A 25,081-nucleotide genomic window follows, 5' to 3' on the forward strand; every position below is an offset into this window, starting at 1 on the left:
TTTTGGGTGCCGCGTATTTTTACCACCTGACACAAGCGCCGGTCGACGTGACCCTGCCGCGCCTTTTGGAAAAGGCGCGCGGGGCTGGCTGGCGTATTGTCGTGCGCGGCACCAATTCCGAACGTATGGCCTGGCTGGATGAAAAGCTGTGGCAACAGGGGGACGCCAGTTTTCTGGCGCATGGTCTTGCAGGGGGCGCGCATGATGATTTGCAGCCGATCCTTTTGACAACCGAAGTGGACGCGCCAAATGAGGCGGCGTGCCTGATGTCAATTGACGGGGCGGTTGTGAGCCCGCAGGAAGTGCAGGCATCAGAACGTGTGTGCATCTTGTTTGACGGCTATGATCAGGATGCGGTGGCCTATGCGCGCACGCAGTGGAAGGCGCTGACAGACGCGGGCTGCGCGGCTCAGTATTGGTCTGAGGAAAGCGGTGCGTGGCAGAAGAAGGCGGAGAAGGAAGAGGGGTAGGGGCTTTGATGCGCCCCCTGAGAATGGCAGTTTTTGCGCCAATCTAACCCTTGCTGCGACCATTTCAGATGGCCGCTTTCAATTTTGCGAGAAAGCCCAACTACGGCAATTTTCCGGCCCCGCGTGTCAGGCAGTGCCGTCGGTTAGATCTTGGGCAAGCATCATCGCGTTTCCATCAGGGTCGTAGAAGGTGGCCGTCTTGACCATGCCCTCGACGACATCTGTTTCGCCGTCAAATTTCACGTTGGCCTGTTCCAGTTTAAGTCTCGCCATATCCAGATCGGCGATACCGAAAACGGGCACACAGTTTCCCGGCGCAGGTTTGGTGTGCTCGCCCAAACCAATTGTAACCCCGGTTGTATTGGTTTGAAGCTCTGACCAACCCGCCTCGTCTGCATGGTAGATTGTGTCGAAACCAAGCATGGATTCGTACCACTCGGCACTTGCATGGCGATCTTTGACTGAAAGCGAAATTGTGATGGTTTTTTCCAATGAAATAAGCGGCATTTTCTTTCCTTATTATTAAAAGTATGCTAACTATACTTTATGGACATAGAGACGTTTGTCAACACCACATCAAGGGCTTGGGCTATCCCGATTTTGGCGAACCTGCATTATGGTATTGCAGGGCGGCAGGCGCCGTTGCTGGCTGCAACTGGCGCGAGCAGGACAGCATTTGGTCAAAGTATGGACCACCTTATCTCGATCGGATTGATGGAGCGAAACCCGGGCTACGGCCACCCGCTGCGCCCAGAGTTTCGATTGACTGAGCTTGGTGTTCAGGCCGCGGCAATCGCCAGCAAAATCGACAGGGTCACGGCCAATGAGGATCAGGATTTGCTGCGGCGCTCATGGACTTTGCCTGTGCTGACAGCGATCCACAGACCGAGCCAGTTCAACGATATCAAGCGAACCCTCCGAACGATTACAGATCGTGCTTTGTCGCAGTCGCTGAAAAAAATGGAAGCTAGAAGCTGGGTGCAACGTCATGTTGACGGAGCTGCTCGCCCGCCACGTTCGATTTATCGTGCAGTGAACACTGGCGCATTGATAAGCAGTGTTGCAGCCAGCGAAGTCAGCCTTGTACCGCAAAGATGACGCACGACGTGACACGAACGGCCAAAACCGGCAGAGGCTAAACAGAGATTCGGCAGAGCTCGAACTGCCCTCGCGGGGCGACTGCAAGGGCCGGTCTTTACCGCGTCAGGATCAGCCTGTTGCCGGCTATCGTGATCTGTTCAAACCGGCTCAGATAACTCATTCCCAAGAGCGAGCCCCGCATCTCGCCGCCGTTGATGCTGGCGGGGACGTTGTGGTCGGTGTAGCCGCCAAAGCGGATTTCTTCCAAACGGACGGGCGCGGTTTTCACCTCGCCATTGGCAGTCATGGCGCGGCCGAAAAACGGCAGGGTGTCGGGGTCAAGTCCGGCGCGGGCAGCGTCCTGCTTGGACAGGACAAGATCACTGGCGCCAGTGTCGACGATGAAATCCACGGAGACGCCGTTGATATCCAGCGTTGCGCGGAAATGGCCGTCCGGACCGCGGGGCAACTCAATTCGGCCTTCGTCTGTCAGGACGGTCTGCATAGGACGCACAGTGGACCGGATGTCTTCCCACAGCCCGAAGGCCAGGATCGCGCCGAGAAAAATGAGCCCCCAGATCGCCGCGTGTTGCATCGTTTTGTTCAGGTTCAGGCGGCCTCTGCCCAAGGAAAAGTATCCGATCAGCAGAAGTAGTAAGACCAGATAGACCAGATTTCCAATGTCGATGTCGGTCATATGTCCTCCTGTGGGACAATATATATGTCTGAAATCATGTTAAAAAAAGAGGGCTTAGCCCATCAGGCCCACGTCGCGCAGCCCATCCAGGATAAATTGCACAGACAGCGCGGCAAGCAGCATACCAAAAAGGCGCGTTACCACATTGATTCCGGTGCGGCCCAGGAGGCGTTCCACGAAACCTGCGGTGAGGAAGAGCATCAATAGCAGCGCAATGACGGAGAAAGCCACGCCAAGTATCATAAGCTTGTCTTCGATCTCGCTATATTGGCCGGTCAGAAGAATGATCGTGGTGATCGCGCCGGGGCCGGAGATCAAAGGCAGGGCCAATGGAAATACAGAGGGATCTTGATAGTCTTCTTCTTCGGCTTCCTCTGCTTGGCCTTCGCGCCGTTTGGTACGGCGTTCAAATAACATGTCAAAAGCGGTGATGAACAAAAGCAACCCGCCGGCAATCCGGAAGGCCGGCATGGTAATGCCGATGAATCCGAGAACGGTTTCCCCAAGGAAGGCAAATATGCACAGCAAGACAGAGGCGATCACGCAGGCCCGAATAGCGATCTTGCGACGCTCTACCTTGGGGACGCCTTGCGTCTGCGAAATGAAAATCGGCAACAGCCCAATAGGGTCAATAATCACGAAGAGCGTGACAAACGCCGAAATGAGCGCGGTGGTTTCCATGAGTATCCCTGCGACGATTCTGAGGTCAGGCTAACAGTCAGCCTCCGGCGCGTTCAAGTTTTTCCAGTGCCTTCATCCAAAGATCTTCGGCGCGGTCCTGTGCATCGCGCACTTCGCCATATTTTTTCTGCCAAACTTCCATCTCGCCAAGTTTACTGTCCTCATAAAGCGCGGGATCAGCGAGTTTTTTGGCCAGTTTGTCCGCCATGTCGTTGAGTTTCTCGACGCGTTGCTCGGATTTGCGCACTTCGGCGCGCAGGGTGAGGATGTCGTCGCGACTGGCTTTCTTGGCGGCGGGTTTGGCTTTGGTTTTGGCCTTGCCCATCGGTTTGTCAGATGTGAGCAGAAGTTTGCGGTACGCCTGAAGGTCTTCTTCGTAGGGTTTGACGGTGCCGTCTTTGACCAACCAGAGCCGGTCCGCGACCAGTGTCAGCAGGTGCATGTCGTGGCTGACCAGAATGACCGCGCCGGTGTAAGCGGTGAGCGCCTCGACCAAAGCTTCGCGGCTTTCGATGTCGAGGTGGTTGGTCGGCTCATCGAGGATCAAAAGATGCGGTGCGTCCAAGGTTGCCAGAAGCAGCGACAAGCGGGCCTTTTGGCCCCCTGACAGACGACCGACTTCGGTTTCGGCTTGCGCGGCGCCAAGGCCAAATCCGGCAAGACGGGCGCGCAGGCGGGCCTGTCCTTCGGCGGGGCGTTCGCGCATCAAGTGTTGGATCGGGGTTTCATCAACGTAGAGCTCGTCCACCTGGTGCTGAGCGAAAAAGCCGATGCGCAATTTGGTGGAGGTGACGAATTTCCCACCCATCGGGTCCAGTCTGGCGGAGAGCAGTTTTGCAAGCGTGGATTTACCCTGACCGTTCTTGCCCAATAGCGCGATGCGGTCGTCCTGATCGATGCGCAGGTCGAGGTTTTTCAACACAACCGTGTCGCCATACCCCGTGGAGCCGCCCTCGATCGAGATGATCGGCGGGGAGAGTTCCTCGGGTGTTGGGAAGGTAAAAACCACGCGTGCCGCGTCTTCGGGCGCAGTGATCGGGGTCATCTTCTCCAGCATTTTCACGCGGCTTTGCGCTTGTTTGGCTTTGGAGGCTTTGGCTTTGAAACGGTCGACAAATGCCTGCAGGTGTTCGCGATGGGCGGCTTGTTTTTTGGCTGCCGCAGCCTGTACCGCGCGTTGTTCAGCGCGTTGTTTGGCAAACTGATCATATGGGCCGGTGTAGTAGGTCAGTTTTCTTTCATCCAGATGCAGGATGGCGCCCACGGAGCGGTTCAGAAGTTCGCGGTCGTGGGAGATGATCAGAACCGTGTGCGGGTATTTGACCAGATAATTTTCCAGCCACAGCGCGCCTTCGAGATCGAGGTAGTTGGTCGGTTCATCCAGCAGCAGGTAGTCGGGCTGCGAAAACAGAACGGCGGCAAGCGCGACTCGCATCCGCCAACCGCCCGAGAAGGCGGAGCAGGGCATCAGTTGTTCTTCGTGATCAAAGCCCAGACCTTTGAGGATGGAGCCGGCGCGGGCTTCGGCAGACCATGCGTCGATGTCCACCAGACGGGTCTGAATTTCCGCGATACGGGCGGGATCGGTGGCGGTCTCGGATTCGGCCATAAGATTAGCGCGTTCGGTGTCCGCAGCCAGAACGGTGTTGATCAGCGAGACCTCGTTGGACGGCACCTCTTGGGCCACACCGCCGATGCGGGCGCGTCGGGGCAGGGTAATGGTGCCGCCCTCAAGCGCCAATTCGCCGCGAATAAGGCGAAAGAGCGTGGTTTTGCCAGCGCCGTTGCGCCCGATCAGGCCAACCTTGTGGCCCGGGGGAATCGTCGCGGAAGCGTCCTCAAACAGGGGGCGGCCTTCGACGGAGTATGAGATGTCTGAAATCTTGAGCATGGGGGCGGTGTGACCCATGCGGGGCGTGGCGTCAATCACTGCTTTTCAAGTTGGAATTCGCATGGTATCGGGGCGCCAATTTGGAACTGGAAGCGGGCAAGGTGTCCGCACCGAAATTAGAGGAATACAGACATGACTCTGGAACGCACCTTCTCGATCATCAAACCCGACGCCACACGCCGCAACCTGACTGGCGCGATCAACGCCAAGTTCGAAGCAGCAGGCTTGCGCGTTGTTGCACAGAAGCGTATTCACCTGACCAAAGCACAAGCTGGCGTGTTCTACGCTGTGCACGCTGAGCGTCCTTTCTATGACGAGTTGTGCGAATTCATGGCGTCCGAGCCAATCGTTGCTCAGGTTCTGGAAGGCGAAGGCGCCATCGCGAAAAACCGCGAAGTTATGGGCGCAACCAACCCAGCAGACGCCGCCGCCGGTACAATCCGCGCCGAGTTTGCTGAATCTGTTGGTGAAAACTCCGTACACGGTTCCGACGCGCCAGAAACTGCGGCAGTTGAAATCGCATACTTCTTCTCCGGTCTGGAGTTGGTGGGCTAAGCCAGCCACGTTCCTGATGGAAGAATTTGAAACGCGGGAGGGAGACCTCTCGCGTTTTTCTGTTGCTGCGAGGTTTGGTGCGAGGGGCCAGCCCCTCGCGCTCCCCGGGATATTTGCAGCAAGAGGAAGATCAGGCGCGTTTTTCTATGACGCCAATCTTATCAAGGGCGGCTTCGAGATCGGAGCGGCCTTTGTCGTGGGAAGAGGCTTTGAGAGCGTCGAACCGCTTGCGCAGCGCGTCTTTCTCTTTGCCTTTGCAATCGTTCCATGGACGGCCTTGCAAGCCCATCACCAGCACATAATAGCCGATGAAATGCGGGCGGGTGCCGGTTTTGAGCAGGCGCGCGTAGGTTTCATCCGGACCAAGCTCGCGGAGTTCTTCGGCGGTGGAGATGCCCGCGCGGGCGCAAGCCTGCTCGTAGGCGGGGCCGAGGTTCCGGATCGATGAAATTGCGGTGCTCATGCCTGCAGCTTAGTCGGCTGCGGCACAGGCGCAAGGTTCAGATAGATGCCCAGTCGGTGAAAATCTGTTTCGGCTTTTCCGGCTTGGGTTGGGCTTTGCTTTCCGGCTTACTTGTCGGCGCGGGCTTTTGGCCCTCGGGGGTGCTCACATATGGCATTGTACTGCTCCAATGGTTTCGGGTCTGTTGCCCGGTGACGCCTTCTGACGTCTTGTGATTTTTGTAACATGGCACAGCAGTGGGGCTTGTGGGTGCCGGAAATGAGGTGATTTCTTGCCGATGTGGCGCGGAGATCACAGTGTTGAAACTGTATTCTGGCGGCACAAAACACTTGATTGGGGAGGCAATGCTTTCCAAGGTTGCAGGGACGGATATACAAGTTGCGCGCAACGTTGTTGCACATTGCTTTGACGCAACCCATTTTAGGAGACGGTCATGGTAAGCGGAACGAGCGGCCTCAAAACCGTGATGTATGTTGTTGTTAGCGCGTTCTTTTCCATTGCCGGCCTAATCTTTGCCGCCGAAGTGTTGGTGCCACTATCCATTGCGATCCTGCTTTTTGTGTTGGTGACGGCCATTGTGGATCGGGTGAGCGATTTGCACATAGGTTCAAGACGCATTCCCGGCCTGATTGCCCATTTGAGCGCATTGTGTCTGGTGCTTTTTGGCCTTTGGATCATGGTGAGCATCTTTGCGGCTCAGGCCGGATCGGTCAGCGAAGCAGTTCCGCGGTATGAGGCCCGGTTTGATAGCATCCTGACCCGTGTCGTGACCCTCGTTGGAGATCAGAATTTTGAGGCGGCGAAGTCGGCTTTGGCGGATCTTGAAATTGCAGCGTTTGCCAGCGGCGCCATCAGTTCGGCAGGGGGGTTCCTGAGCGGGCTCTTGCTGGTGTTGCTTTATATTCCTTTCATGATGGTTGAGCGTCGACCGATGCGGCAAAAGCTGGAAATTGCCTTTCCTGAGCCCGACGTGCGGGCGCGCGTTCAGCGGATCGGCGATGGTGTGTCGCTGGGATTGCAACGCTACGTGGGGATCAAAACCTCTGTCAGCATTCTGACAGGCGTGGGCAGCTATTGCTTTATGAAGCCTGTGGGGCTTGATTTCGCTGAAACCTGGGCTGTTTTGATTTTCATGCTGAATTTCATACCCACCTTGGGCTCGTTGATCGGCGTCTTGATCCCAAGCATTGTCGCGCTGGTGCAGTTTGAGAGCATGACGCCATTTTTGGTCATTATTTTGGGATGCGGGGTGGTGCAGTTTGGCATTGGCAATATTCTGGAGCCTGCTTTGACAGGCAAATCATTGAACCTGTCGCCTTTGATGGTGATCCTGGCGCTGACCTTTTGGACAGCAATCTGGGGTATTGCAGGGGCGTTTTTGAGTGTGCCGATCACTGTCTGTCTTTTGATTGTGCTGTCTCATATGAAATCAACGCGGGTGCTGGCGATTTTGATGTCGGGTGATGGTCGATTGGGCGGGGAAGATCCGCCTCCGTCCGATGATATTGGCGCTGAGGAGGCGCAAGCGTAATGGCGACAAAAACGGAACTTGAGGCGGAAGTCATCCAGTTGCGGGCTGAATTGGCGCGGGAACAGGACCGGCGTCCCGAGATGCCTGCGCAGGAGCAGGAGGAAGAGGCACCGAGCGTTGACTGGGAACGGGACGTTCGTGAGGTGTTGGAGACCATCGAAAGCTTGCCCGAGAAACAGCCGGTTTTACTGGCGTTAGGGGCATTGGCGGTGGGTTACTTAATTGGACGGTCGCGGTAGGAGCGGATTATGAGCAAACGAATTTCACGTAATATTTCGATTATCCTGCGCTCCGAGCGTTTGATTGCGCAGCGCCACATGGCAGTGTTTCGGCGCCAAACCGGAATGGCCGCTGCGGCCTTGTTGGCGGCGGGAGTGGGACTTGTGATGCTGAATGTGGCGGGATTCTTCGCGTTGGCTGAGGTCATGTCGCAGGCGGCCGCTGCAGTCATCGTTGCACTGGCCAATCTGTTGCTGGCGCTTGTTTTGATGATGTCGGCCGGACGTGTCGCGGTTGGTGAGGAAGTGGACGCGGTTGCAGAGGTGCGCGATCTTGCGCTTGAAGATCTTGAGACCGAAGTGCGCATAGCGGCCGATGAGGCACGCGGAGCCGCGGAGGCGCTTAAGAATATGGCGCGTAATCCATTGGGCGCGGTTACCCCTGGTCTGGCCTCGGCTGTTGCCAAGGCACTGGTGAAAACCTCGAAGAAGTAGGGCTTTGACGCGTGACGTCAGAGCGCGACGATTTTGACCTGTGCCCCTTTGGCGGCAAGGGCGATTTCGCCGTCACAGAGCCTGAGTGCGTCATCGCCAAAGACTTCGCGGCGCCAGCCCGAGAGCGCGGCTACGTCGCGCTGACCGGCGGCCAGCGCGTCAAGATCCGAGGCGGTGGCAATCAGTTTTGGGGCCACGCCCGAGGTCTCGGTTTTGGCCTTTAGCAGGACGCGCAAAAGATCGGCCAGAGCCGGATTGACCTGCAGTTTGTCATCTTTGCGCGGCACATGGGGCATGTCGTCCGCCGGGCAGGCTTCGCCTGCGGCGATGGCTTTGAGAATGCCGTCAGCGATGTCGCCTTTGCGGGCTTCGCGCAACAGAAGGCGAGATTTACCCAAGTCTCCGTGGTCGCGCGGTTTGGTGGAAGCGAGCTCCACCATTGCGTCATCTTTGTAAACCCGATTGCGCGGGATATTGCGGCTTTGTGCGTAGCCTTCGCGGAATTTGGCAAGCTCCCGTACGATGGCGAGAAACTTGGGAGACGTGGTGCGAGTCTTGACGCGTTTCCAAGCATTTTCCGGCTCGATGATATATGTGCCCGGGTATGTCAGAATGCCAATTTCTTCCTGAACCCAATGGGTTCGGTTGGTCTTCTCAAGTTGAGCGGCCAGGAACTCATAAATCTTGCGCAGATGCGTCACATCCGCCAATGCATATGATTTTTGCGCGTCAGTGAGAGGGCGGCGCGACCAGTCAGTAAACCGTGAGCTTTTGTCGACGCCGGTTTTGGCGATGCGCCGAACAAGCGTTTCGTAGCCCACTTGTTCCCCAAAACCGCAAACCATCGCCGCAACCTGTGTGTCAAACAACGGGTCCGGAAAGACGCCTGCCTCTACAAAGAAGATTTCGAGGTCCTGACGGGCTGCGTGGAAGACTTTGACCACCGATGTGTCGCGGAACAGATCATAAAGCGGTTCGAGCGAGAGACCGTTTGCCAGAGGGTCGACCAGAACGGCGTTGTCGTCTGTGTCGCCCGGCATGGCGAGCTGCACCAGACAGAGTTTGGAGTAGTAAGTGCGCTCGCGCAAAAACTCTGTGTCGATGGTCACATAAGGGTGCTCGCGCGCCTCTTTGCAGAATTGGGCGAGGTCTTCCGTCGTGGTCAGGGTTTTCATATGCGGCTGTCTTCTTGCTCTGGTCTTTTCTGGTTGTTCACAAGCACTACGCAGAAAAGCCAAAGAATGCAATTCCAGCTGGCTTAGAGGTCGATGCGGGAGGTGTCTCCGGCTGCAAAATGCCGAAGGCAGGCCGGATAGAGTCGATGTTCCTGAGGTAAAACACGGGCCGCGAGTGTGTCGGGTGTGTCGCCGTCTTGAACCGGAACGCGGGCCTGACCCAAAATCGGGCCGTCATCCAGCAATGGCGTAACCATGTGCACCGTGCAGCCATGTTCGGCATCACCCGCCTCGAGAGCACGGGCGTGGGTGTGCAGGCCTTTGTACTTTGGCAAAAGGGAAGGGTGGATATTGAGCATCTTGCCTTCCCAAGGGGCGACGAAGCTTTCGGTCAGGACGCGCATGAAACCTGCAAGACACAGGATGTCGGGGTTCACTTTGTCCAGTTCCGTCTGAAGTGCGGCCTCAAACGCGGGGCGGTCGCCTTTGAAGGGACGATGATCTACGGAAACGGTTGGCACACCTAACGCGCGCGCCTTGGCGAGCCCTCCGGCGTCGGCGGAATTGGCGAGCACCAACACGGCCTCGGCTGGGTGGTCTGGGTCTGCCATATCCTCGACAAGCCGCACCATGTTGGAGCCGCTGCCCGAGATGAAGATGGCGACGCGTTTTTTCACAGCAGGCTGCCGGAGTAGGCAACACCTTCGGTTGTTACAACGGAACCGAGGCGGGTGACGGTTTCGCCTTGGTCAGTGAGCAACCGGGTCAGAGCCTCTGCATGGTCTGCCTCTACGGATAGGATCATGCCCATACCGGAGTTGAAGGTTTTGAGAATTTCGGCCTGGTCCATGCCGCCGGTTTTGGCGAGCCACTGAAAGACCGGGGGCAGGGTCCAGCTGTCAAGATCGATTTCCGCGCCGAGGCCTTCTGGCAGGACGCGGGGCAAGTTTTCGGTCAGACCGCCACCTGTGATGTGGGCTAGCGCGTGCACGCCACCGGCGCGGACTGCAGCGAGGGCTTGTTTGACATAAAGACGGGTCGGTGTCAGCAGAGCGGCGCCAAGGGTTTGGCTGTTATCCCATGGGCAGGTGTCGTCCCATTTGAGACCGGAGACTTCGACGAGTTTGCGCACGAGGCTGTAGCCGTTGGAGTGCACGCCGTTAGACGCGAGACCCAGCAGTACGTCGCCGTCTTTGACACCAGCAGGCAGGTCCGTACCGCGTTCCATCGCGCCAACAGAGAAACCCGCAAGGTCAAAATCGCCAGCTTCGTACATGCCGGGCATTTCTGCGGTTTCGCCGCCAATCAGCGCGCAACCGGACTGAAAACAGCCCTCGGCGATGCCTTCGATGATGCGGGCAGCGATGTCGGTGTCGAGTTTTCCGGTGGCAAAGTAGTCGAGGAAAAACAGAGGTTCAGCGCCCTGACAGACCAGATCGTTGACGCACATGGCAACGAGATCGATGCCAACACCGTCAACGTTGCCGGTGTCGATTGCGATGCGCAGTTTGGTGCCGACACCGTCAGTGGCAGCAACCAAGATGGGGTCGCTGTAACCGGCGTCCTTAAGATCAAAGAGCGCGCCAAAGCCGCCCAGTCCAGCCATAACACCGGAGCGTTTCGTGCGTTTGGCAGCCGGTTTGATACGTTCCACCAGAGCGTTGCCTGCGTCGATGTCCACACCTGCGTCTGCGTAAGTAATGCCGTTTTTGCCGTCGCTCATGTCCGTGATCCTTGCCGGGTGCCGTTGGCGCATTGCCTTACTGCATCATTGCCGCAAAGGGAACCGTTCGTTTTGACGCTTGAGGTCGTAGGCACTGCCGAAGAAATGGCAAGGAATGACCCCTTGACGCTGCTGGGCGGCTTGCCTAATCACTGAAGGCAGGCGGGCCTGTAGCTCAACGGTTAGAGCAGAGCGCTCATAACGCTTTGGTTGGGGGTTCAAATCCCTCCGGGCCTACCATCAAATCAACGACTTGGTTGGTGTCGTGTGATGACCCGTTTGCATCTATCGTGCTGAACGGGCGGCCTTTTGTTGGGCGGATACAGGGCGATTTTTCCATGCTGCTTTGGACCCGTTTTGCTCTGGATGGAAATAGATTAGCTTAGCGTTGCTGCCAAATCTTGGGACGTGATGCGAAACGCCTTTCCAAATCCTCCGTTTAGAAGGCCGCCTGTAATAGCGAAGCTTACAAATGAGAAGTCCGCAAAATCGTTGTAGAGTTTCGATTTTGGGTGTGACGCAAGATAGTGCGTTCGCAAGTCGTCATGTCCGGGCGCTCCCTTGTGAAGGAAGGTCGCGTCGCAAGTCAACGTCATACGAGGATGTGTGAGCGGATCGCCCTTGGGGCCGGGCTCGCCGATTAGTAGCGAGCATCTATGGTCGGCCTCCAAAGCAGCGAAATGTGTGGCGAGCCGGGATATCAGACTAACTGGCATCCCGCGTGGGGTTGTGCCAATGGCAACTCTGGTCACCGAGGGCGCACCGGTTTGGGGATCCAAGACCGCCAAGGCCCCGTAGGTTGCGTCGCGCAAAAGGCCGCGCGCCAAGTTTCTAGCGTCGTCGTCGGTGGGGCGGATCGGATCTTTTTGAGTCATCTGGCGAACCTTTGAATTGTCGGGCGGATGGGTGTCGTCGGATCAAGCTGGGTGGCCTGAAAATACTGCGGCGAGCCTGACCCGCCGCAGTGAGTTTGTTAAGGGTATGATGCCTTTAGAAGGTCTTGGCCAAGGAGAGTTTGAACGTTCGACCCGGTGCGGGGCGAGTGGCCAGATGCGGTGTGTAGTCGGCGTCAAACATGTTTTCCACGCCCATGCGCACCTCAAGCCCATTCCAACCAGACGCTTGGGGACGATAGGTTGCGCGGAGGTTGTTGACCAAATTGGAGGCGCTTGGTGAGGTGCTGCGGCTCATATTCGCGTTGGCCACCACTTCCATGCTGAGATCCCATTCGCGTCCCCAGCGTTTGCCCAGAGTTACGCGCAGTTGGTCAGCCGGGATTTGTTCCCAATCCCCGCCGGTACCTGCCGCGTCGGAATGATATTCGCCGCGCTGCAGGTTCAAGTTTACATCCGAATAGAACCCGTTGTCGTGAGAATAGCGCGCCTCAAGTTCCAGACCATGCATGTCTACAGTGTCGATTGGATCAAAGCCTCCGGGCACAGTGTAGGACGTGATGTTCCAGATGTCGGTCTTGTAAACGGTCGCTTTGAAAGCGACGGCATCCTGATCGTTGAAGATCCCTGTGTTGGAATAACCGACACCAAGTTCATAGTTCCGGGCCTTTTCACTTTGCGTCATGAAAAGTGGATTTCCGAGATCGTCAATCACAGGCATACTTTCGGTATATCCGGCGTTGCCAAAGACCGACCATCCGCTGGCAAACTTGTATTGGGCCGACACGCCGCCCATCAGTGCAGAGTTGTCATAAGATGGGTCAAGCGGGTCGTTTGGGGATACGGTCTGATCTTCAAACCGCATGCCTGGCGTGATTGTCAAACCATTGCCAAAATCGATTTCGTCCACAATGAAAACCGCGAGCCGTTCGTCTGTTCCGCCGGGAGCCGAGGACGCGTCTAGCCGCTTTCGCTGGCTCAGCTCGATGCCAAACCGCATGTCATGGTTGGCGCGGCCCGTGGTGAACACCGCGTTGTTTTTGAGCAGAAGCTTGCTTGTCTCATAACGGTGATCGGCATTGACCAGCGGTTCCAGAAACGGCCAGCTTGCGGTGCCCTCCAGTGGGGAGGATCCAGCAACATAGCTTTGGTCAATCTTTTGATCGGCATAGCTGAACTGCACTTGCAGATCGATCAGATCGTTGTGGGCAGGGTTATAGCCATACGTCAGCACACCTGCCGTATTTTCGATGTCGCGATCGACGTTGCCGAAGGAATCGGCGGTTGTGCCAAAGCTGTCATAGGGCACATCGCGCTCTTGAACGGAAGAGTTGCTGAGACTGAATTCCAGACGATGCGCGCGGTCGTCACCAAAGTGTCCGCGCATTTTCAAAGCATAGGAGGGCAGTGCAAACTCGGAGTTTCCGATCACTGCGCCTGACCCGTCTTTCTGATTGTTTTGAGTGCTGTAGGTCACGTTGCCCAAAACTTCGAAATTCTCGGTGGGCTGCCACGCGAGGATCGAAGAGCTGGAGATCCCATCGCCGTTGCTGTTGGCTTGCAGGGTTTGGCGGAAGCGAAACCCGACTTCGCCGCCCGTGAAATCGGCCGCGTCTTTGGTTTGCAACAACAGAACGCCGCCAATGGCGCCAGAGCCATATTCAAAGGACCCGCCAAGGCCCCGCAGAACAGTCACCTCTTTATAAAGCTGCGGGTCAGTGAACAGTTGCGTGCTGATGCGGTATAGTTCTTCTGACCCAACTGTGGCCCCGTCTACTTGGATGAGAACTTTCTGGTCGCTGCCGTATGTTCCGTTCGCACCAAACCCTCGGATGTTTATCCCTGAACCTTGTGGCGTTGCGCCGTTGATCAATGTCACGCCCGGGACACTGTCAACCAACTCGCCAATTGTGGTGGCTTGTCGGTCGTCCATTTCTTCCTGTTCTATAACAGTCACAGACGTTGCGGTTTCCGTTTTGATGTCACGCTTGGAGCGCTTGAGCTCGATTTCGTCCAACAACAAAACGCCATCCAGATAGTCGTTTGTCGGTCCGTCTTGCGCCAACGCTGGTGTTGCCGAAATGAGGGCCGCGCTACACAGCAGCACGGCCTTGCGAGAGATGCAGGCACGCATAGGTGTCCCCTTCCAATTGATTATTCCTTGGGCTGGCTTGGGGCGCTGGCGTGGAGCTTTTTTGATTTGATTCCCGAAGTTTCCATCGAGCGTCTTGCGTTCGATATTAAACATGAGTATTTCTGTCAACATTGTGATTCACCCTCGGATCACGGGCGCCAGCCAAACGCGACAAATCGGTCGCACGCCAGACTGCCCTTCCAGAAAAACAGAACAACAGGAGCGCACCATGGCAGTGGCGACCGCTATTTCTCCGCGTGACATTCGTGAAGCCAGACAAGAACATGACAAACTGCGTGAGCGCGATCTCGCGGACAAACTGGGTATTTCAGAAGCCGAACTGGTGGCTGCGCATGTCGGCCACGGCGTGACGCGGATCACGGCAGACCTGGATCCGTTGTTTGCTGCGTTCGCACGACTGGGCGAGGTCATGGCGCTGACCCGAAACCCGTCTTGTGTGATTGAGAAGGTAGGTCAATATGCCAACTACACATCGGGGGCACACGCCTCTTTGGTGGTTAATGACGCGATTGATTTGCGCATGTTTCCCCGCATTTGGACACATGCGTTCGCCGTGGAAAAACCAACAGATCGCGGCCTGAAACGCTCCATTCAGGTGTTTGATGCGGCAGGTGACGCAGTGCACAAAGTGCATTTGCGCGAGACCTCGATCATCGAGGAATGGGCACCTGTTGTTGATGAGCTGAAGATCAGTGATCAGGCAGACACATTGACTGTTGATCCGCGCGAGCCGGTTGAGGGCCCAAAAGGGGATCCTGAGAAAGTTGAGACATTGCGGGCGGAGTGGGACAAGCTGACCGATACGCACCAGTTCATGCAGCTGACCCGCAAATTGAAGATGAACCGGCTTGGCGCGTATCGTCTTGCTGGCGCGCCGCACGCCCGCAAGCTCGCACCAAAAGTTGTCGAGGCCTTACTGCACCGAGCGTCGGAAAAGGAAATTCCGATCATGATTTTTGTCGGCAACCGTGGCTGCATTGAAATCCACACTGGCCCCGTAAGCCGCATCGTCGATATGGGCCCGTGGATCAACGTGCTGGACAAAGGCCATGATTTGCATCTGCGCAAGGATCACATTGCTGAGGTCTATGCCGTGACAAAGAACACCCGGCGTGGGCCTGCGATTTCTATCGAGGCTTTCGGCGCGGATGGGGCTTTGATCACGCAGTTCTTCGGGGTGTTGCGTGATGAAGATGCCGGTGCGCGCTGGAATGCATTAGTAGCGGAGCTTGAGGGCGAATTCTCCGAGGTGGCGGCATGATCTGGTGCGGTCCGCGCGCCGCGGCGTCAGCAGTCGTGGCAGTCGCGCTGAGCTTTTCACTCGGTTCTATGTCAGTAGCGGAAGAGGCGCCGCAGAGGGTCGTTGCGGTCGGTGGCGCGGTTACGGAAATTGTTTATGCGCTCGGCGAAGAAGGCCGGCTTGTGGCCCGCGATACGACGTCGAACCATCCGCCTGCGGCACTGGACTTGCCAGACGTAGGCTATATCCGCGCTTTGTCGGCGGAGGGCGTGCTTTCAGTCAATCCTGACATGATCCTGAGTGAGACCGGTGCAGGTCCGATCGAGACCATCGAATTGCTACGCGAAGCGGCGGTTCCTGTGGTCGAAGTCAACGGCGGTTTTAGCCGAGACGCTATCGGCGATAAGGTTATGTCGGTGGCCGCGGTATTGGGTGTGCCGGAAAAAGGCGCGGCATTGGCCGCAAAGGTGGATGCCGAAATCGCCGCCGCGATGACCAGGATTGACGCGACACACCGTCCCAAGGTTTTGTTTGTTCTTTCCACCGCCGGTGGGCGCGTCATGGCAGGCGGACAGAACACCAGTGCGGATGCGATTATCGCGCTTGCTGGTGGGCAAAATGCGGCCATTGGGTTCGAAGGTTTCAAGCCGATCACCGACGAAGCCATTGTGACAAGTGGTGCCGAGGTCATTTTGATGATGGATCGGGAAGGTGATCATGACGCCTCACTGGCCGATCTTAAGGCGCACCCCTCGCTGGGCCAAACGCCAGCGGTGCAGAAGGGCGCTTTGGTACGCATAGATGGTATGCTTCTTCTCGGGTTTTCTGTGCGCACAGGGCAGGCGATTTCTGATCTCGCGGCTGCACTTGCGAAAGTTGCAAGCTGATGGCGATGGCAACTGAAGTGCCAAGGGGAGTGTATCTGGCAGGAGATCGGTCTCATCAGGCCAACCGGCTGACCGGTGCGCTCTTGGTGGTCCTCGTTGCCGCTGTGCTTGCATCGCTGGCAATTGGCGCCTCGGGGACTTCTCTGTGGTCGACACTGTGGGCTTTTTTGCGCGGCGAAGACTTAAGTTTAAGAGACCGTGTGGTTCTTTGGGATATTCGCCTGCCGCGCACCTTGATGGGCGCGCTGGTCGGTGCCGCGTTGGCCGTATCCGGTGCCATCATGCAGGGGTTGTTTCGCAACCCGTTGGCGGACCCTGGCTTGATTGGGGTCAGCGCGGGTGCCGGCTTTGGCGCGATTGTCGCCATCGTTCTGGGCGGGCTGTTGCCTTTGGCTTTGCAGGATGTCTTGGGATACTATCTCGTCCCCTTTGCGGCCTTTTTGGGAAGTTGGGCCAGCACAATAATCCTTTATCGGGTGTCCACGCGCAAAGGTCATACGTCTGTCGCGACAATGCTTCTGGCTGGCATCGCGCTTGGCGCGTTGACGGGCGCGATTTCGGGACTTTTGGTTTACATCGCGGATGACGCACAGCTGCGCACCCTGACATTTTGGGGAATGGGGTCAATCGCCGGGGCGACCTGGTCCAAGCTTTTGACAGCGGCGCCGCTGATGATCGTCGCCTTTATTGCCGCGCCCTTTATAGCAAAGGGACTCAATGGACTTGCGCTCGGCGAAACCGCTGCGAGCCACATGGGGATCGCGGTTCAGCGCACCAAGAACACCGCGATTTTGGCCGTCGCCGCCGCAGTAGGATCGGCCGTCGCGGTCAGCGGAGGCATCGGGTTTGTCGGCATCGTGGTGCCGCATCTGCTTCGTTTGGCGGTAGGGCCGGACCATCGCTATCTGCTGAGAAACTCCGCCTTGCTTGGCGCCGCGCTGTTGTTGGTGGCCGACATCATCAGTCGCGTGGTCATCGCGCCGGCTGAACTGCCGATCGGGATTATCATGGCGGTGATCGGTGGACCATTTTTCCTTTGGATATTGCTGCGTCGTCGCGGCATTTTGGACATGTAATCGATGCTTAGAGCAGAAAACATCACCGTTCATTTTGGTCGACGCACCGTGCTGCACGACGTTTCGTTTGACGCCAAGCCCGGCGCATTGACAGCCATCGTTGGGCCGAATGGGTCAGGTAAAACGACGCTCCTGAAAGCCATAACCGGTGAGGCATCTCACGACGGTCAGGTTATGTTGAATGACCGGGACATCACCTCGGCCAAGCCGTGGGAATTGGCTGCAATTCGGGGCGTCCTGCCTCAGGCCACGCCGCTCGCCTTTCCTTTCACGGTATCTGAGGTCGTGCGGCTGGGATTGATTTCCGGTGTGACTGCCGACCAAGCCGCAATTATCCCCGCCGCCCTTTCCCGCGTTGGACTGACGGATTATGGCGCGCGGTTTTATCAGGAGCTTTCAGGTGGGGAGCAGCAACGCGTGCAACTGGCTCGGGTGTTGGCGCAGGTATGGGAGCCAATATCAGAGGCGGGCCCGCATTGGTTGTTTCTTGATGAACCTGTGTCCGCGTTGGACATCGCACATCAGCTGCAAGTGATGAAAATCGCCCGCGACTTTGCCAATGCCGGAGGCGGTGTTGTGGCCGTCATGCACGACCTGAACCTAACGGCCATGTTTGCCGATCAAATCGCCTTGATCAGCGATGGTCGCATTGTTGCCCAGTCCACACCCGATGAAATCCTGACAAACGACTTGCTAAGCCGCGCCTACAATTGCGCGGTACAGGTCAACACGCCGCCGCCCAGCGGCACATACATACTGCCGCAAATGGCCACGATGGGAGCACATTGACATGCATCTTCAAGAACGGTGGGCCGAAGCGCTTTCATTTCTGCAACAAGGTGGCCCAGCAATCTGGGCGATCGCCGCGCTGTCGGTGATCACTGGTGTGCTTATCCTTTGGAAAATATGGCGACTGGTGTTGATGGGGGCATGGGCAGGGCGCACTGCGGAGCACGCCGTGTTGCTCTGGTGTCAAGGTGATCGAAACGGCGCGCAATCTGTGCTCAGCGGGCGCCGATCGCTCAGGGCTGTGGTAGCGGCCGCGACGATGCGCGTTACCGCAGAAAACAGGCTTTGTGCGGCTCAGCAGCGCGAAGAAATTGAACGGGTTGCACGCCGTAAACTGGGCGACGCCCGTGTGGGACTGCGCGCACTTGAATTGATCGCCACTATCGCGCCGCTGTTGGGGCTTCTGGGCACGGTTCTTGGTATGATCGCGGCGTTTCAAACGTTGCAGGAAGCGGGATCGCGCGCTGATCCCGCAGACCTTGCTGGCGGAATCTGGGAGGCCCTTTTAACCACGGCCGCGGGCATGGCTGTGGCCATTCCGGCCTCGGTTGCGCTGACGTGGTTTGAATCTGTTGTTCAACGTGCGCAGGAGGACATGGAGGACGCTGCTACCCGAATTCAAACCAGCGCTCCGAACGCCCAAGACGTTCCGCTGGCGGCAGAGTAAATGCAGTTCACGCCCGCTCCAACACGACGCAAACCAAGTCTCACGCCGATGATTGACGTCGTGTTCTTGTTGCTTGTGTTTTTCATGCTCGCCTCGCGGTTCGGGCAGGATATGGAGATCAATCTGCCGCTCTCCGCCGCTTCGGATCGCGCTTACCAAGGTCCACCCAGACTTGTTGAAGTGCGACCCGATGATTTGAGCTTGAATGGAAGCCTCACTCGGGTGGAGGATCTGCTCGCGGATCTAGGTGCGATGATGTTGTCCCATAGCGACACAATCGTGGTGCGCGCCCGTGACGGCGCGGATCTTCAACGCGTTGTCGATGTTATGGGGCGCCTGGCGGACGCCGGATATGAAACGCTGGTTTTGGTGGAGTAGAAACCATGCGATTTCGGCCCCACACAAAACGCCCGGCGCGCGAAAGCGTCGTTCCGATGATAAACGTGGTTTTTCTGTTGTTGGTGTTCTTTTTGATGACCGCTCAGATCACTCCGCCCGAGCCATTTGAAGTGGACCCTCCGCTCGCCAATGTGGATGCGCCCGCCGAGGGGAAAGCCATCCTTTTTGTCGCCGCCGGTGGTGAGTTGGCCTTTGAAGACGCGCGCGGAGAGGACGCCGTGTTGTCGGCCTTGCAAGACTATCCAGAAGAGACGCCGTTGATGCTGCGGGCTGACAAGGGGGTGGGTGCTGATAAAATCGCGGCGCTGCTGCCGAAACTGGCGGCGGCTGGCGTGCGAAGCCTGAAACTTGTGTCGGCCTCCCGATGAAAACGCTTCAGGCATCTTCAGAGGTATTGGTCATTGGCGGCTTGGTGGTCGCGGTGCATCTGGCGCTGGTGTCGCCGCAGTTGGAGACTGGCTTGGAGAGTGCAGGTGCAGCGGGCGCGGACATTTTGCAGGTTATGGCCTCCAACGCCAGCATCGCGATGTTGGTCGAAAATTGGGACAGCCCACCTGAGATTGTTGAGGTCGCTGAAATGTCGTCGGCTATGCCAACAGCCTCGCCAATGGCACCCGCCGATTTGGTGGTCGTCTCCGACCCCAACCTGCCAACGCCTGCTCAAGAGATTAGCTTGACGGTCAGTGCAGTTGACGCGCCGCCACTGCCCGTTGCGCCTGCGGCTGAGCCACCGAAGCTTTCCTTCCAATCGCCAAGCGCGCCTTCGTCTCAGCAACCAACGGCTGAGAGCGCTATAATTCCAAAAGCAAGCCCGCCGCGAATTTCTCAACCCACGAAAGTGCCGGCGGCCCCTAAGCCGCCGGCTGAACCGGTCCCACCATCACAAGCGAGGCCTATTGCGCCACCAAAGCCTGCTGATGCGGCCAAACCAAAGCCTGCCTCGCAAAGCGCAATTCAGGTTCAATCACGCCGAGCTGCTGGTGCCGGGGGAGACACTGCAAAGGGCGAAAATGGAAGCGATGACACAGCCACGATTTCAAAAGCGAAACGCAAGAGATTGATGGTCAAGTGGGGTCAGAAAATTCGCAATCGTGTTGCCCGCCACGCGCCCAAAGGCGTTGGCAAGGGGCGGGCGATTGTTGGGTTTTCTGTGTCAGCCAATGGTGCGGTTTCCGGGATCAAATTGCTTAAATCGTCAGGCAATGTCCGGATCGATCAAGCCGCGTTGAAGTCCGTGCGATCGGCGGGCAAAATGCCGCCGGCGCCGACGGGGCTAGATGTCGGCTCTATGCCAGTGGCTGTTCCAATTTTCTCTCGGTAGAGAGTGAATGGATGGGTGAGATCCACAGGGTGACTTGGACGACGCAGGCAGGGCTGTGCAGGGCACTGGCAAAGTGAACGTACTCGGGTTTTGGCTGGGTTCTCAATACCCATGCTGTGGCTTTGATCTTGGTTCAGTCGGCCCAAAAGAGATAGGGAATTGTACGATTGGCACAGACGTGTCTTCAGAATTCCTTAAGGTCGTTTCAAATGCGCCACTACCGAAAGCCCCTGTCATGAAAGCCGTCCTCTTTGAAAGATTTCAGCAAACCCCCAAAATCGCAACTGTGGACGACCCAATTCCAGAGCCACATGGCGTCGTGCTGAAGGTTGAAGCCACTGGGGTGTGTCGCAGCGATTGGCATGGCTGGATGGGCCACGATAGCGACATCGACTTGCCGCACATTCCAGGACACGAACTTGCCGGAGTTGTGCAAGCAATTGGCAGAAACGTCAGCAATTGGAAGGTGGGCGACCGTGTCACGGTGCCTTTTATTTGTGGGTGCGGATCGTGCTCGGAATGTCACGCAGGGCATCAGCAAGTATGTCTAAACCAAGAGCAGCCCGGTTTTACCCATTGGGGATCATTTGCCGAATTTGTTGGCATCCATCAGGCTGATTTGAACGTTGTCGCGTTGCCCGAAGACATGGATTTCGCCGCTGCTGCAAGTCTTGGGTGCCGATTTGCAACCTCGTTTCGCGCGGTGATCGACCAAGGCAAGGTCTCGGCCGGCCAGTGGTTGGCGGTGCATGGGTGCGGTGGTGTCGGCTTGTCCGCGGTGATGATCGCCAACGCTGTGGGTGCGAATGTGATCGGTGTAGATCTGGATCCTGCCAAACTGGCGTTGGCCTCGGACTTGGGTGCGGTGGCGGTGGTCAATGGCGCGGAGGCGAACGTGCCGGAAGCGATCCATGAGATAACCAAAGGCGGTGCGCATGTGTCAATTGATGCATTGGGTCATTCGGTGACGATGACCAACTCGATCCTCTGCCTGCGCCCAAGGGGGAAGCACATTCAAGTGGGCCTTATGCTGGGAGACCAAGCAGCGCCAGCTGTGCCGATGCCCAAGATCGTGGGTCAGGAAATTGAACTGCTGGGCTCGCATGGGATGCAGGCGCACCGGTATGGCGCGATGTTGGATATGGTTGCGAGTGGAAAGCTCGATCCTGCGCGTTTGGTCGGTGACAGGATCAGCCTTGCTGACGCGCCAACTGCTTTGATGGAGATGAACAAGTTTCAATCGGTCGGGGCCACGGTCATCACAAGGTTTTAAGTTGTGATCAAGGTAACGTTTATCCCTGCGCAGCTTGGCGCGTTGGCCTTAAGTTGCGGCATTTAGACCGCAAATGCTGGGAAGCGGGTTTTGTCACGTATTTGGATAGACAACTGTGGTCAGGCGGCCAACTGAACCCTGTTTCGGCCGTTTTCTTTGGCCTCGTAAAGGGCGGTGTCGGCAGCATGCAGAACATCGTTTGCGTCTTGTGAGTCGTGCCGGACAGCGACGCCGACGCTGATCGTGACGGGGACGTGGCGGCCATCAATAACGAGGTCCGCGTCAGCCACAGCCTGACGCATGCGTTCGGCAGAAGACAGGCCATGTTCCAGCGACGCGCCGATCATCACTACGGCAAATTCCTCTCCGCCAAAACGGGCGACCGCGTCACCGTCGCGGCAGTTTTCGGTGAGATTTTGGGCCACGTAGGTTATCACGCGGTCGCCGGCAATGTGCCCATAGGTGTCATTTATGCGTTTGAAATGATCGATGTCAGCCATCAATACCACCGCTTTTTGCGCCCCGGAGATAGACCCAAGCTGTCCGACAAGAAACTGGCGGTTGTAAATGCCGGTCAGGTGATCTCGCTCGGCCGCAGCGCGCAATTGCAGGCTGGTTTCATGCAGGCGCAGCATCATGTTGCCGGTCCAGATTGCAACAATTGGAGCGATAATCAGGGGACAAAGAATGGCCGCCGCAACAATGTTTGCGTCGCGTGGTATTCCCAATAGCGGAAAACTGATCCCATACGACATAGCGACGCTAAGCATCGTCCAGCTGATGACAAACAAATTGCGGTCTCTTGAGGTACGTATCATGCGGTCTCCTGTGAGACGGCGCTTAGCAGTGATCCCGTTACGGATCACTTAACGAGCACGACAAGCCTTAGAGGCCGAATACCAAATCCGCGCGCAGCCCCCCCAAGCGTTCGCTTTCTCCGAGCCGAAGCACACCGCCGTGTGCACGTGCGACGTCCGCAGCAATTGATAGGCCAAGGCCTACGCCGGGGCCTTTGTTTTGGTTGCGGGCTGGCTCGAGACGGGCGAAAGGCTTAATCGCTTCCTCTCTGTCTTGAGACGCGATGCCGGGGCCGTCGTCCTCTACACGGATGCGCACGGATTTGTCGGTAATACGCACCGAGACCTCGGCGTGGTTTCCGTAACGCACGGCGTTTCCAATGAGGTTTTCAACGGCGCGGCGCACGGTGTCGGTGCTGAATGAGATGTCGCCGTCGCCTTTGATTTTATAAAGTATGACGTTCTGGCCTGCGCGGGCGCATCCATCGACAATGTCGCGCACAAAGTCGGCCGCGTTTACTTTTGTGCGCTGGTCCTCGTAGTCGCTTCGGGTGTAATCCAGAAAGGCGTCGATCATGCGCTGCATTTCTTCAACGTCTTTTTCCAGATCCGCACGGTCGTCGTCGTCGATCATCGACAATCCGAGTTTGAGGCGGGTGAGGGGGGTCCGCAAATCGTGGCTGATACCGGAGAGCATCAAGGTGCGCTGCTCGAAAAAGCGTTCAATGCGGTTGCGCATATCCAAAAATGCACTTCCGGCCGCACGTATTTCGATGGCGCCCCCCGGGCTGTAGGGCACGGTGCGCCCCCGCCCAAAGGCTTCGGCAGCCGCAGCGAGCCGCTTGATCGGGCGCAATTGATTGCGCATATAAAGGTAGGCGACAATGGTCAGGATTATGCCAAAAAACACCATGCTGACAATCAACTGATGAGAGTTGGAGGCCGACGCGCGCCGCCTTTCAAACTCTACACTTATGGCGGTTGGTTTGGTCTGAAGAAATAGGCGCACAACCTTGTCATCAGCCAGTTGAACGGCCCGCAATTGCGGCAGCTGTTCGCGTAGCACGCGCATGATTATGATACCGGTAAAATCGTACCATAGCCGGCTGTCCTTGGCGTCCAATGTCTTGTGCGTCGTCAATGTCATATCGAGCCCGTCGAGAACGGATGGAACAACGCCCGCCTCAAGATCCGGATCTTCGACGAGGTTGATGATCAGTTGCACTTCACGCGCAGCGGCAAAGGTCATCTGGTTGGTGACACCTTCGAAATGTCGGCGCACCAACTGAAAAGAGACGACCACTTGGAGCAGAAACACCGGTAAAACGATGATCAGCGCAGCGCGGGCATAGATGCCACGAGGCATATAGCGTTTGAGCCATTTGAAAAACATGCCTAAACCTTGCCGTGAGTCATTGGGGAAGGAAAGACCATGGACGCCGAAATTCTTGCATTTGATCCGCCAGTTGGTGTCGCAGAGGTGTTGGAGCCGCAATTGCGCCGCGTTCTGGCGCCCAATCCGTCGCCAATGACATTTCGGGGAACCAATACATATCTGCTTGGGAATCGTGGACTGTGTGTGATTGATCCGGGTCCTGACAGTGACGCGCATCTTGATGCGATTTTGGCAGCTGTCGGGCCGGGGCAGGCCATCACGCATGTCGTGGTGACGCATGCCCACGTGGATCACTCTCCACTGGCGGCACGACTGGCACAGACAGTGGGCGCCAAGGTGTGGGCTTTTGGAGGTCCGGAGGCAGGGCGCAGCGCCGTCATGGACCGTTTGGCCGCCCAGGGGCTGGCCGGCGGCGGCGAGGGTGTCGATGTGGCGTTTTCACCGGACCTTGTTGTGAAAGAAGGTGACGAAATCACCGGAGACACTTGGGCGCTTGAGGTGATTCACACACCGGGTCATTTTGGCAATCACATTGCGCTGGCGTGGGGCGATGTTTGTTTTGTTGGCGATCACGTTATGGGTTGGGCCAGTTCGCTTGTATCACCACCTGACGGCGATCTTAGCGATTTCATGCAAAGTTGCGCCAAACTGCTGGCGCGGCCTTGGCGTGTGTTTCATGCCGGTCACGGCGCGCCGATTGTTGCGCCGCATGAAAGGTTGGAATGGTTGGTGTCACATCGGTTCGGGCGGGAGACTGAGATTTTGGCTGCATTAAGCGATGGACCTGCCACGGCTGCGGCTTTGGCGGCCCGGATATACACGGAAACGCCTGCGGCGTTGTTACCTGCTGCGACCCGCAATGTGTTTGCGCATCTGGTTGATTTGGTTGGGAAAAACATTGTGGATCCAGTTGGAGACTTGGGTGAGTTGGCGGTTTTTGAACGCCGGTAGAAGTTTTTTCGCACAAATCGCAAAAACTTGGTCAAAGCCTCTGGACCTCTCAGAATTCCATCGCTATATCACCCCTCACATTCCGGCGTAGCTCAGCGGTAGAGCAGTTGACTGTTAATCAATTGGTCGTAGGTTCGATCCCTACCGCCGGAGCCAACAACCCCCTGTAAAGGTTGTTTGGCGAACATCCCCTCCATATTTCACGCGCTGGCTGATGGCATGCGATCCAAACGAGTGACTGGTCTGAGTTTCGGAGAT

The 25,081-nt window shown here is 57.1% G+C and carries 28 protein-coding genes and 2 tRNA genes; 18 read left to right on the plus strand and 12 right to left on the minus strand.

The features are described from left to right. Positions 1–2 precede the first annotated feature (2 nt). Entirely contained in the window at positions 3–470 is a 468-nt protein-coding gene (locus SHIM_RS03420; protein ID WP_054001220.1) for a DNA polymerase III subunit chi, read from the plus strand. A 126-nt stretch (positions 471–596) separates the two neighbouring features. On the opposite strand, the gene SHIM_RS03425 is transcribed toward SHIM_RS03420, so the two are convergent. Beyond that, positions 597–977: a VOC family protein gene (locus SHIM_RS03425; RefSeq protein WP_054001221.1), complete on the minus strand. Its 381-nt coding sequence runs from the start codon at positions 975–977 to the stop codon at positions 597–599. A gap of 39 nt (positions 978–1,016) precedes the next feature. On the opposite strand from SHIM_RS03425, the gene SHIM_RS03430 reads away from it, so the two are divergent. Beyond that, a complete protein-coding gene (locus tag SHIM_RS03430; protein ID WP_054001222.1) occupies positions 1,017–1,568 on the plus strand; it encodes a winged helix-turn-helix transcriptional regulator in 552 nt (183 codons plus the stop codon). Between the two features lie 97 nt (positions 1,569–1,665). On the opposite strand, the gene SHIM_RS03435 is transcribed toward SHIM_RS03430, so the two are convergent. Genes SHIM_RS03435 through SHIM_RS03445 form a run of 3 tightly spaced genes read right to left on the minus strand, consistent with a single transcriptional unit; the run spans position 1,666 to position 4,819 of the window. After that, positions 1,666–2,247 carry a retropepsin-like aspartic protease family protein gene (locus tag SHIM_RS03435; RefSeq protein WP_054001223.1) on the minus strand — a complete coding sequence of 194 codons (582 nt, stop codon included), beginning with the start codon at positions 2,245–2,247 and terminating at the stop codon, positions 1,666–1,668. Between the two features lie 54 nt (positions 2,248–2,301). Beyond that, positions 2,302–2,928 (minus strand): MarC family protein, encoded by a 627-nt coding sequence (locus SHIM_RS03440; RefSeq protein ID WP_054001224.1) that lies wholly within the window; start codon positions 2,926–2,928, stop codon positions 2,302–2,304. A gap of 37 nt (positions 2,929–2,965) precedes the next feature. Then, on the minus strand, positions 2,966–4,819 hold the full coding sequence (locus SHIM_RS03445) for an ABC-F family ATP-binding cassette domain-containing protein (protein WP_054001955.1): 1,854 nt from the start codon (positions 4,817–4,819) through the stop codon (positions 2,966–2,968). Between the two features lie 132 nt (positions 4,820–4,951). Between SHIM_RS03445 and ndk the strand changes: the two genes are divergently transcribed. Continuing rightward, on the plus strand, positions 4,952–5,374 hold the full coding sequence (gene ndk, locus SHIM_RS03450) for a nucleoside-diphosphate kinase (protein WP_054001225.1): 423 nt from the start codon (positions 4,952–4,954) through the stop codon (positions 5,372–5,374). Positions 5,375–5,504: 130 nt separating this feature from the next. Here ndk and SHIM_RS03455 read toward each other — a convergent pair whose 3' ends face one another. Then, a complete protein-coding gene (locus SHIM_RS03455) occupies positions 5,505–5,837 on the minus strand; it encodes a TfoX/Sxy family DNA transformation protein (protein WP_054001226.1) in 333 nt (110 codons plus the stop codon). 433 nt (positions 5,838–6,270) lie between these two features. Between SHIM_RS03455 and SHIM_RS03465 the strand changes: the two genes are divergently transcribed. From SHIM_RS03465 to SHIM_RS03475, 3 genes are read left to right on the plus strand one after another with little or no spacing between them, the layout of a single operon-like run. After that, positions 6,271–7,368, plus strand: coding sequence for an AI-2E family transporter (locus SHIM_RS03465; protein ID WP_054001228.1), 1,098 nt, complete (start codon positions 6,271–6,273; stop codon positions 7,366–7,368). Continuing rightward, a complete protein-coding gene (locus tag SHIM_RS03470; RefSeq protein WP_054001229.1) occupies positions 7,368–7,607 on the plus strand; it encodes a hypothetical protein in 240 nt (79 codons plus the stop codon). Before SHIM_RS03465 ends, SHIM_RS03470 begins: the two co-directional genes overlap by 1 nt. Before the next feature lie 9 nt (positions 7,608–7,616). After that, positions 7,617–8,081, plus strand: a complete 465-nt coding sequence (locus tag SHIM_RS03475; RefSeq protein WP_054001230.1) for a hypothetical protein — start codon at positions 7,617–7,619, stop codon at positions 8,079–8,081. Between the two features lie 17 nt (positions 8,082–8,098). On the opposite strand, the gene rnd is transcribed toward SHIM_RS03475, so the two are convergent. The 3 genes from rnd to purM form a co-directional block, all read right to left on the minus strand. After that, positions 8,099–9,256, minus strand: a complete 1,158-nt coding sequence (gene rnd, locus SHIM_RS03480; protein ID WP_054001231.1) for a ribonuclease D — start codon at positions 9,254–9,256, stop codon at positions 8,099–8,101. 83 nt (positions 9,257–9,339) lie between these two features. Continuing rightward, positions 9,340–9,933, minus strand: coding sequence for a phosphoribosylglycinamide formyltransferase (purN, locus tag SHIM_RS03485; protein WP_082358269.1), 594 nt, complete (start codon positions 9,931–9,933; stop codon positions 9,340–9,342). After that, on the minus strand, positions 9,930–10,979 hold the full coding sequence (gene purM, locus SHIM_RS03490) for a phosphoribosylformylglycinamidine cyclo-ligase (RefSeq protein WP_054001232.1): 1,050 nt from the start codon (positions 10,977–10,979) through the stop codon (positions 9,930–9,932). The genes purN and purM overlap by 4 nt, the downstream gene beginning before the upstream one ends. Before the next feature lie 164 nt (positions 10,980–11,143). Here purM and SHIM_RS03495 point away from each other — a divergent pair. Continuing rightward, positions 11,144–11,219, plus strand: a tRNA-Ile gene (locus tag SHIM_RS03495). A 137-nt stretch (positions 11,220–11,356) separates the two neighbouring features. Here the strand turns inward: SHIM_RS03495 and SHIM_RS03500 are convergent. Both SHIM_RS03500 and SHIM_RS03505 read right to left on the minus strand, forming a co-directional pair. Further along, positions 11,357–11,854 (minus strand): HugZ family pyridoxamine 5'-phosphate oxidase, encoded by a 498-nt coding sequence (locus SHIM_RS03500; RefSeq protein WP_054001233.1) that lies wholly within the window; start codon positions 11,852–11,854, stop codon positions 11,357–11,359. A 115-nt stretch (positions 11,855–11,969) separates the two neighbouring features. Continuing rightward, a complete protein-coding gene (locus SHIM_RS03505; RefSeq protein WP_054001234.1) occupies positions 11,970–14,006 on the minus strand; it encodes a TonB-dependent receptor domain-containing protein in 2,037 nt (678 codons plus the stop codon). A 229-nt stretch (positions 14,007–14,235) separates the two neighbouring features. Between SHIM_RS03505 and SHIM_RS03510 the strand changes: the two genes are divergently transcribed. The 9 genes from SHIM_RS03510 (at position 14,236) to SHIM_RS03550 (ending at position 21,679) form a co-directional block, all read left to right on the plus strand. Next, positions 14,236–15,288 carry a hemin-degrading factor gene (locus tag SHIM_RS03510; protein WP_054001957.1) on the plus strand — a complete coding sequence of 351 codons (1,053 nt, stop codon included), beginning with the start codon at positions 14,236–14,238 and terminating at the stop codon, positions 15,286–15,288. Beyond that, positions 15,285–16,154 (plus strand): heme/hemin ABC transporter substrate-binding protein, encoded by an 870-nt coding sequence (locus tag SHIM_RS03515; protein ID WP_054001235.1) that lies wholly within the window; start codon positions 15,285–15,287, stop codon positions 16,152–16,154. The genes SHIM_RS03510 and SHIM_RS03515 overlap by 4 nt, the downstream gene beginning before the upstream one ends. After that, positions 16,154–17,230: a FecCD family ABC transporter permease gene (locus SHIM_RS03520; protein WP_446740594.1), complete on the plus strand. Its 1,077-nt coding sequence runs from the start codon at positions 16,154–16,156 to the stop codon at positions 17,228–17,230. The genes SHIM_RS03515 and SHIM_RS03520 overlap by 1 nt, the downstream gene beginning before the upstream one ends. Before the next feature lie 3 nt (positions 17,231–17,233). After that, positions 17,234–18,019 (plus strand): heme ABC transporter ATP-binding protein, encoded by a 786-nt coding sequence (locus tag SHIM_RS03525; protein ID WP_054001237.1) that lies wholly within the window; start codon positions 17,234–17,236, stop codon positions 18,017–18,019. Position 18,020: 1 nt separating this feature from the next. Then, positions 18,021–18,686: a MotA/TolQ/ExbB proton channel family protein gene (locus tag SHIM_RS03530; RefSeq protein ID WP_054001238.1), complete on the plus strand. Its 666-nt coding sequence runs from the start codon at positions 18,021–18,023 to the stop codon at positions 18,684–18,686. Then, positions 18,687–19,064, plus strand: a complete 378-nt coding sequence (locus SHIM_RS03535) for an ExbD/TolR family protein (RefSeq protein WP_054001239.1) — start codon at positions 18,687–18,689, stop codon at positions 19,062–19,064. A 5-nt stretch (positions 19,065–19,069) separates the two neighbouring features. Then, a complete protein-coding gene (locus SHIM_RS03540) occupies positions 19,070–19,453 on the plus strand; it encodes a biopolymer transporter ExbD (protein ID WP_054001240.1) in 384 nt (127 codons plus the stop codon). Further along, positions 19,450–20,406 carry an energy transducer TonB family protein gene (locus tag SHIM_RS03545; RefSeq protein WP_054001241.1) on the plus strand — a complete coding sequence of 319 codons (957 nt, stop codon included), beginning with the start codon at positions 19,450–19,452 and terminating at the stop codon, positions 20,404–20,406. Before SHIM_RS03540 ends, SHIM_RS03545 begins: the two co-directional genes overlap by 4 nt. Before the next feature lie 235 nt (positions 20,407–20,641). After that, positions 20,642–21,679: a zinc-binding dehydrogenase gene (locus SHIM_RS03550; RefSeq protein ID WP_054001242.1), complete on the plus strand. Its 1,038-nt coding sequence runs from the start codon at positions 20,642–20,644 to the stop codon at positions 21,677–21,679. 119 nt (positions 21,680–21,798) lie between these two features. On the opposite strand, the gene SHIM_RS03555 is transcribed toward SHIM_RS03550, so the two are convergent. Continuing rightward, on the minus strand, positions 21,799–22,497 hold the full coding sequence (locus SHIM_RS03555) for a GGDEF domain-containing protein (protein ID WP_082358270.1): 699 nt from the start codon (positions 22,495–22,497) through the stop codon (positions 21,799–21,801). A 67-nt stretch (positions 22,498–22,564) separates the two neighbouring features. Further along, positions 22,565–23,869 (minus strand): ATP-binding protein, encoded by a 1,305-nt coding sequence (locus SHIM_RS03560; RefSeq protein WP_054001244.1) that lies wholly within the window; start codon positions 23,867–23,869, stop codon positions 22,565–22,567. A 39-nt stretch (positions 23,870–23,908) separates the two neighbouring features. On the opposite strand from SHIM_RS03560, the gene SHIM_RS03565 reads away from it, so the two are divergent. Next, positions 23,909–24,823 carry an MBL fold metallo-hydrolase gene (locus SHIM_RS03565; RefSeq protein ID WP_054001245.1) on the plus strand — a complete coding sequence of 305 codons (915 nt, stop codon included), beginning with the start codon at positions 23,909–23,911 and terminating at the stop codon, positions 24,821–24,823. Between the two features lie 81 nt (positions 24,824–24,904). Continuing rightward, positions 24,905–24,979, plus strand: a tRNA-Asn gene (locus SHIM_RS03570). Positions 24,980–25,081 lie beyond the last annotated feature (102 nt).

The sequence above is a fragment of the Shimia sp. SK013 genome (assembly GCF_001292625.1).
In the GTDB taxonomy this organism is placed as follows: Bacteria; Pseudomonadota; Alphaproteobacteria; order Rhodobacterales; family Rhodobacteraceae; genus Shimia.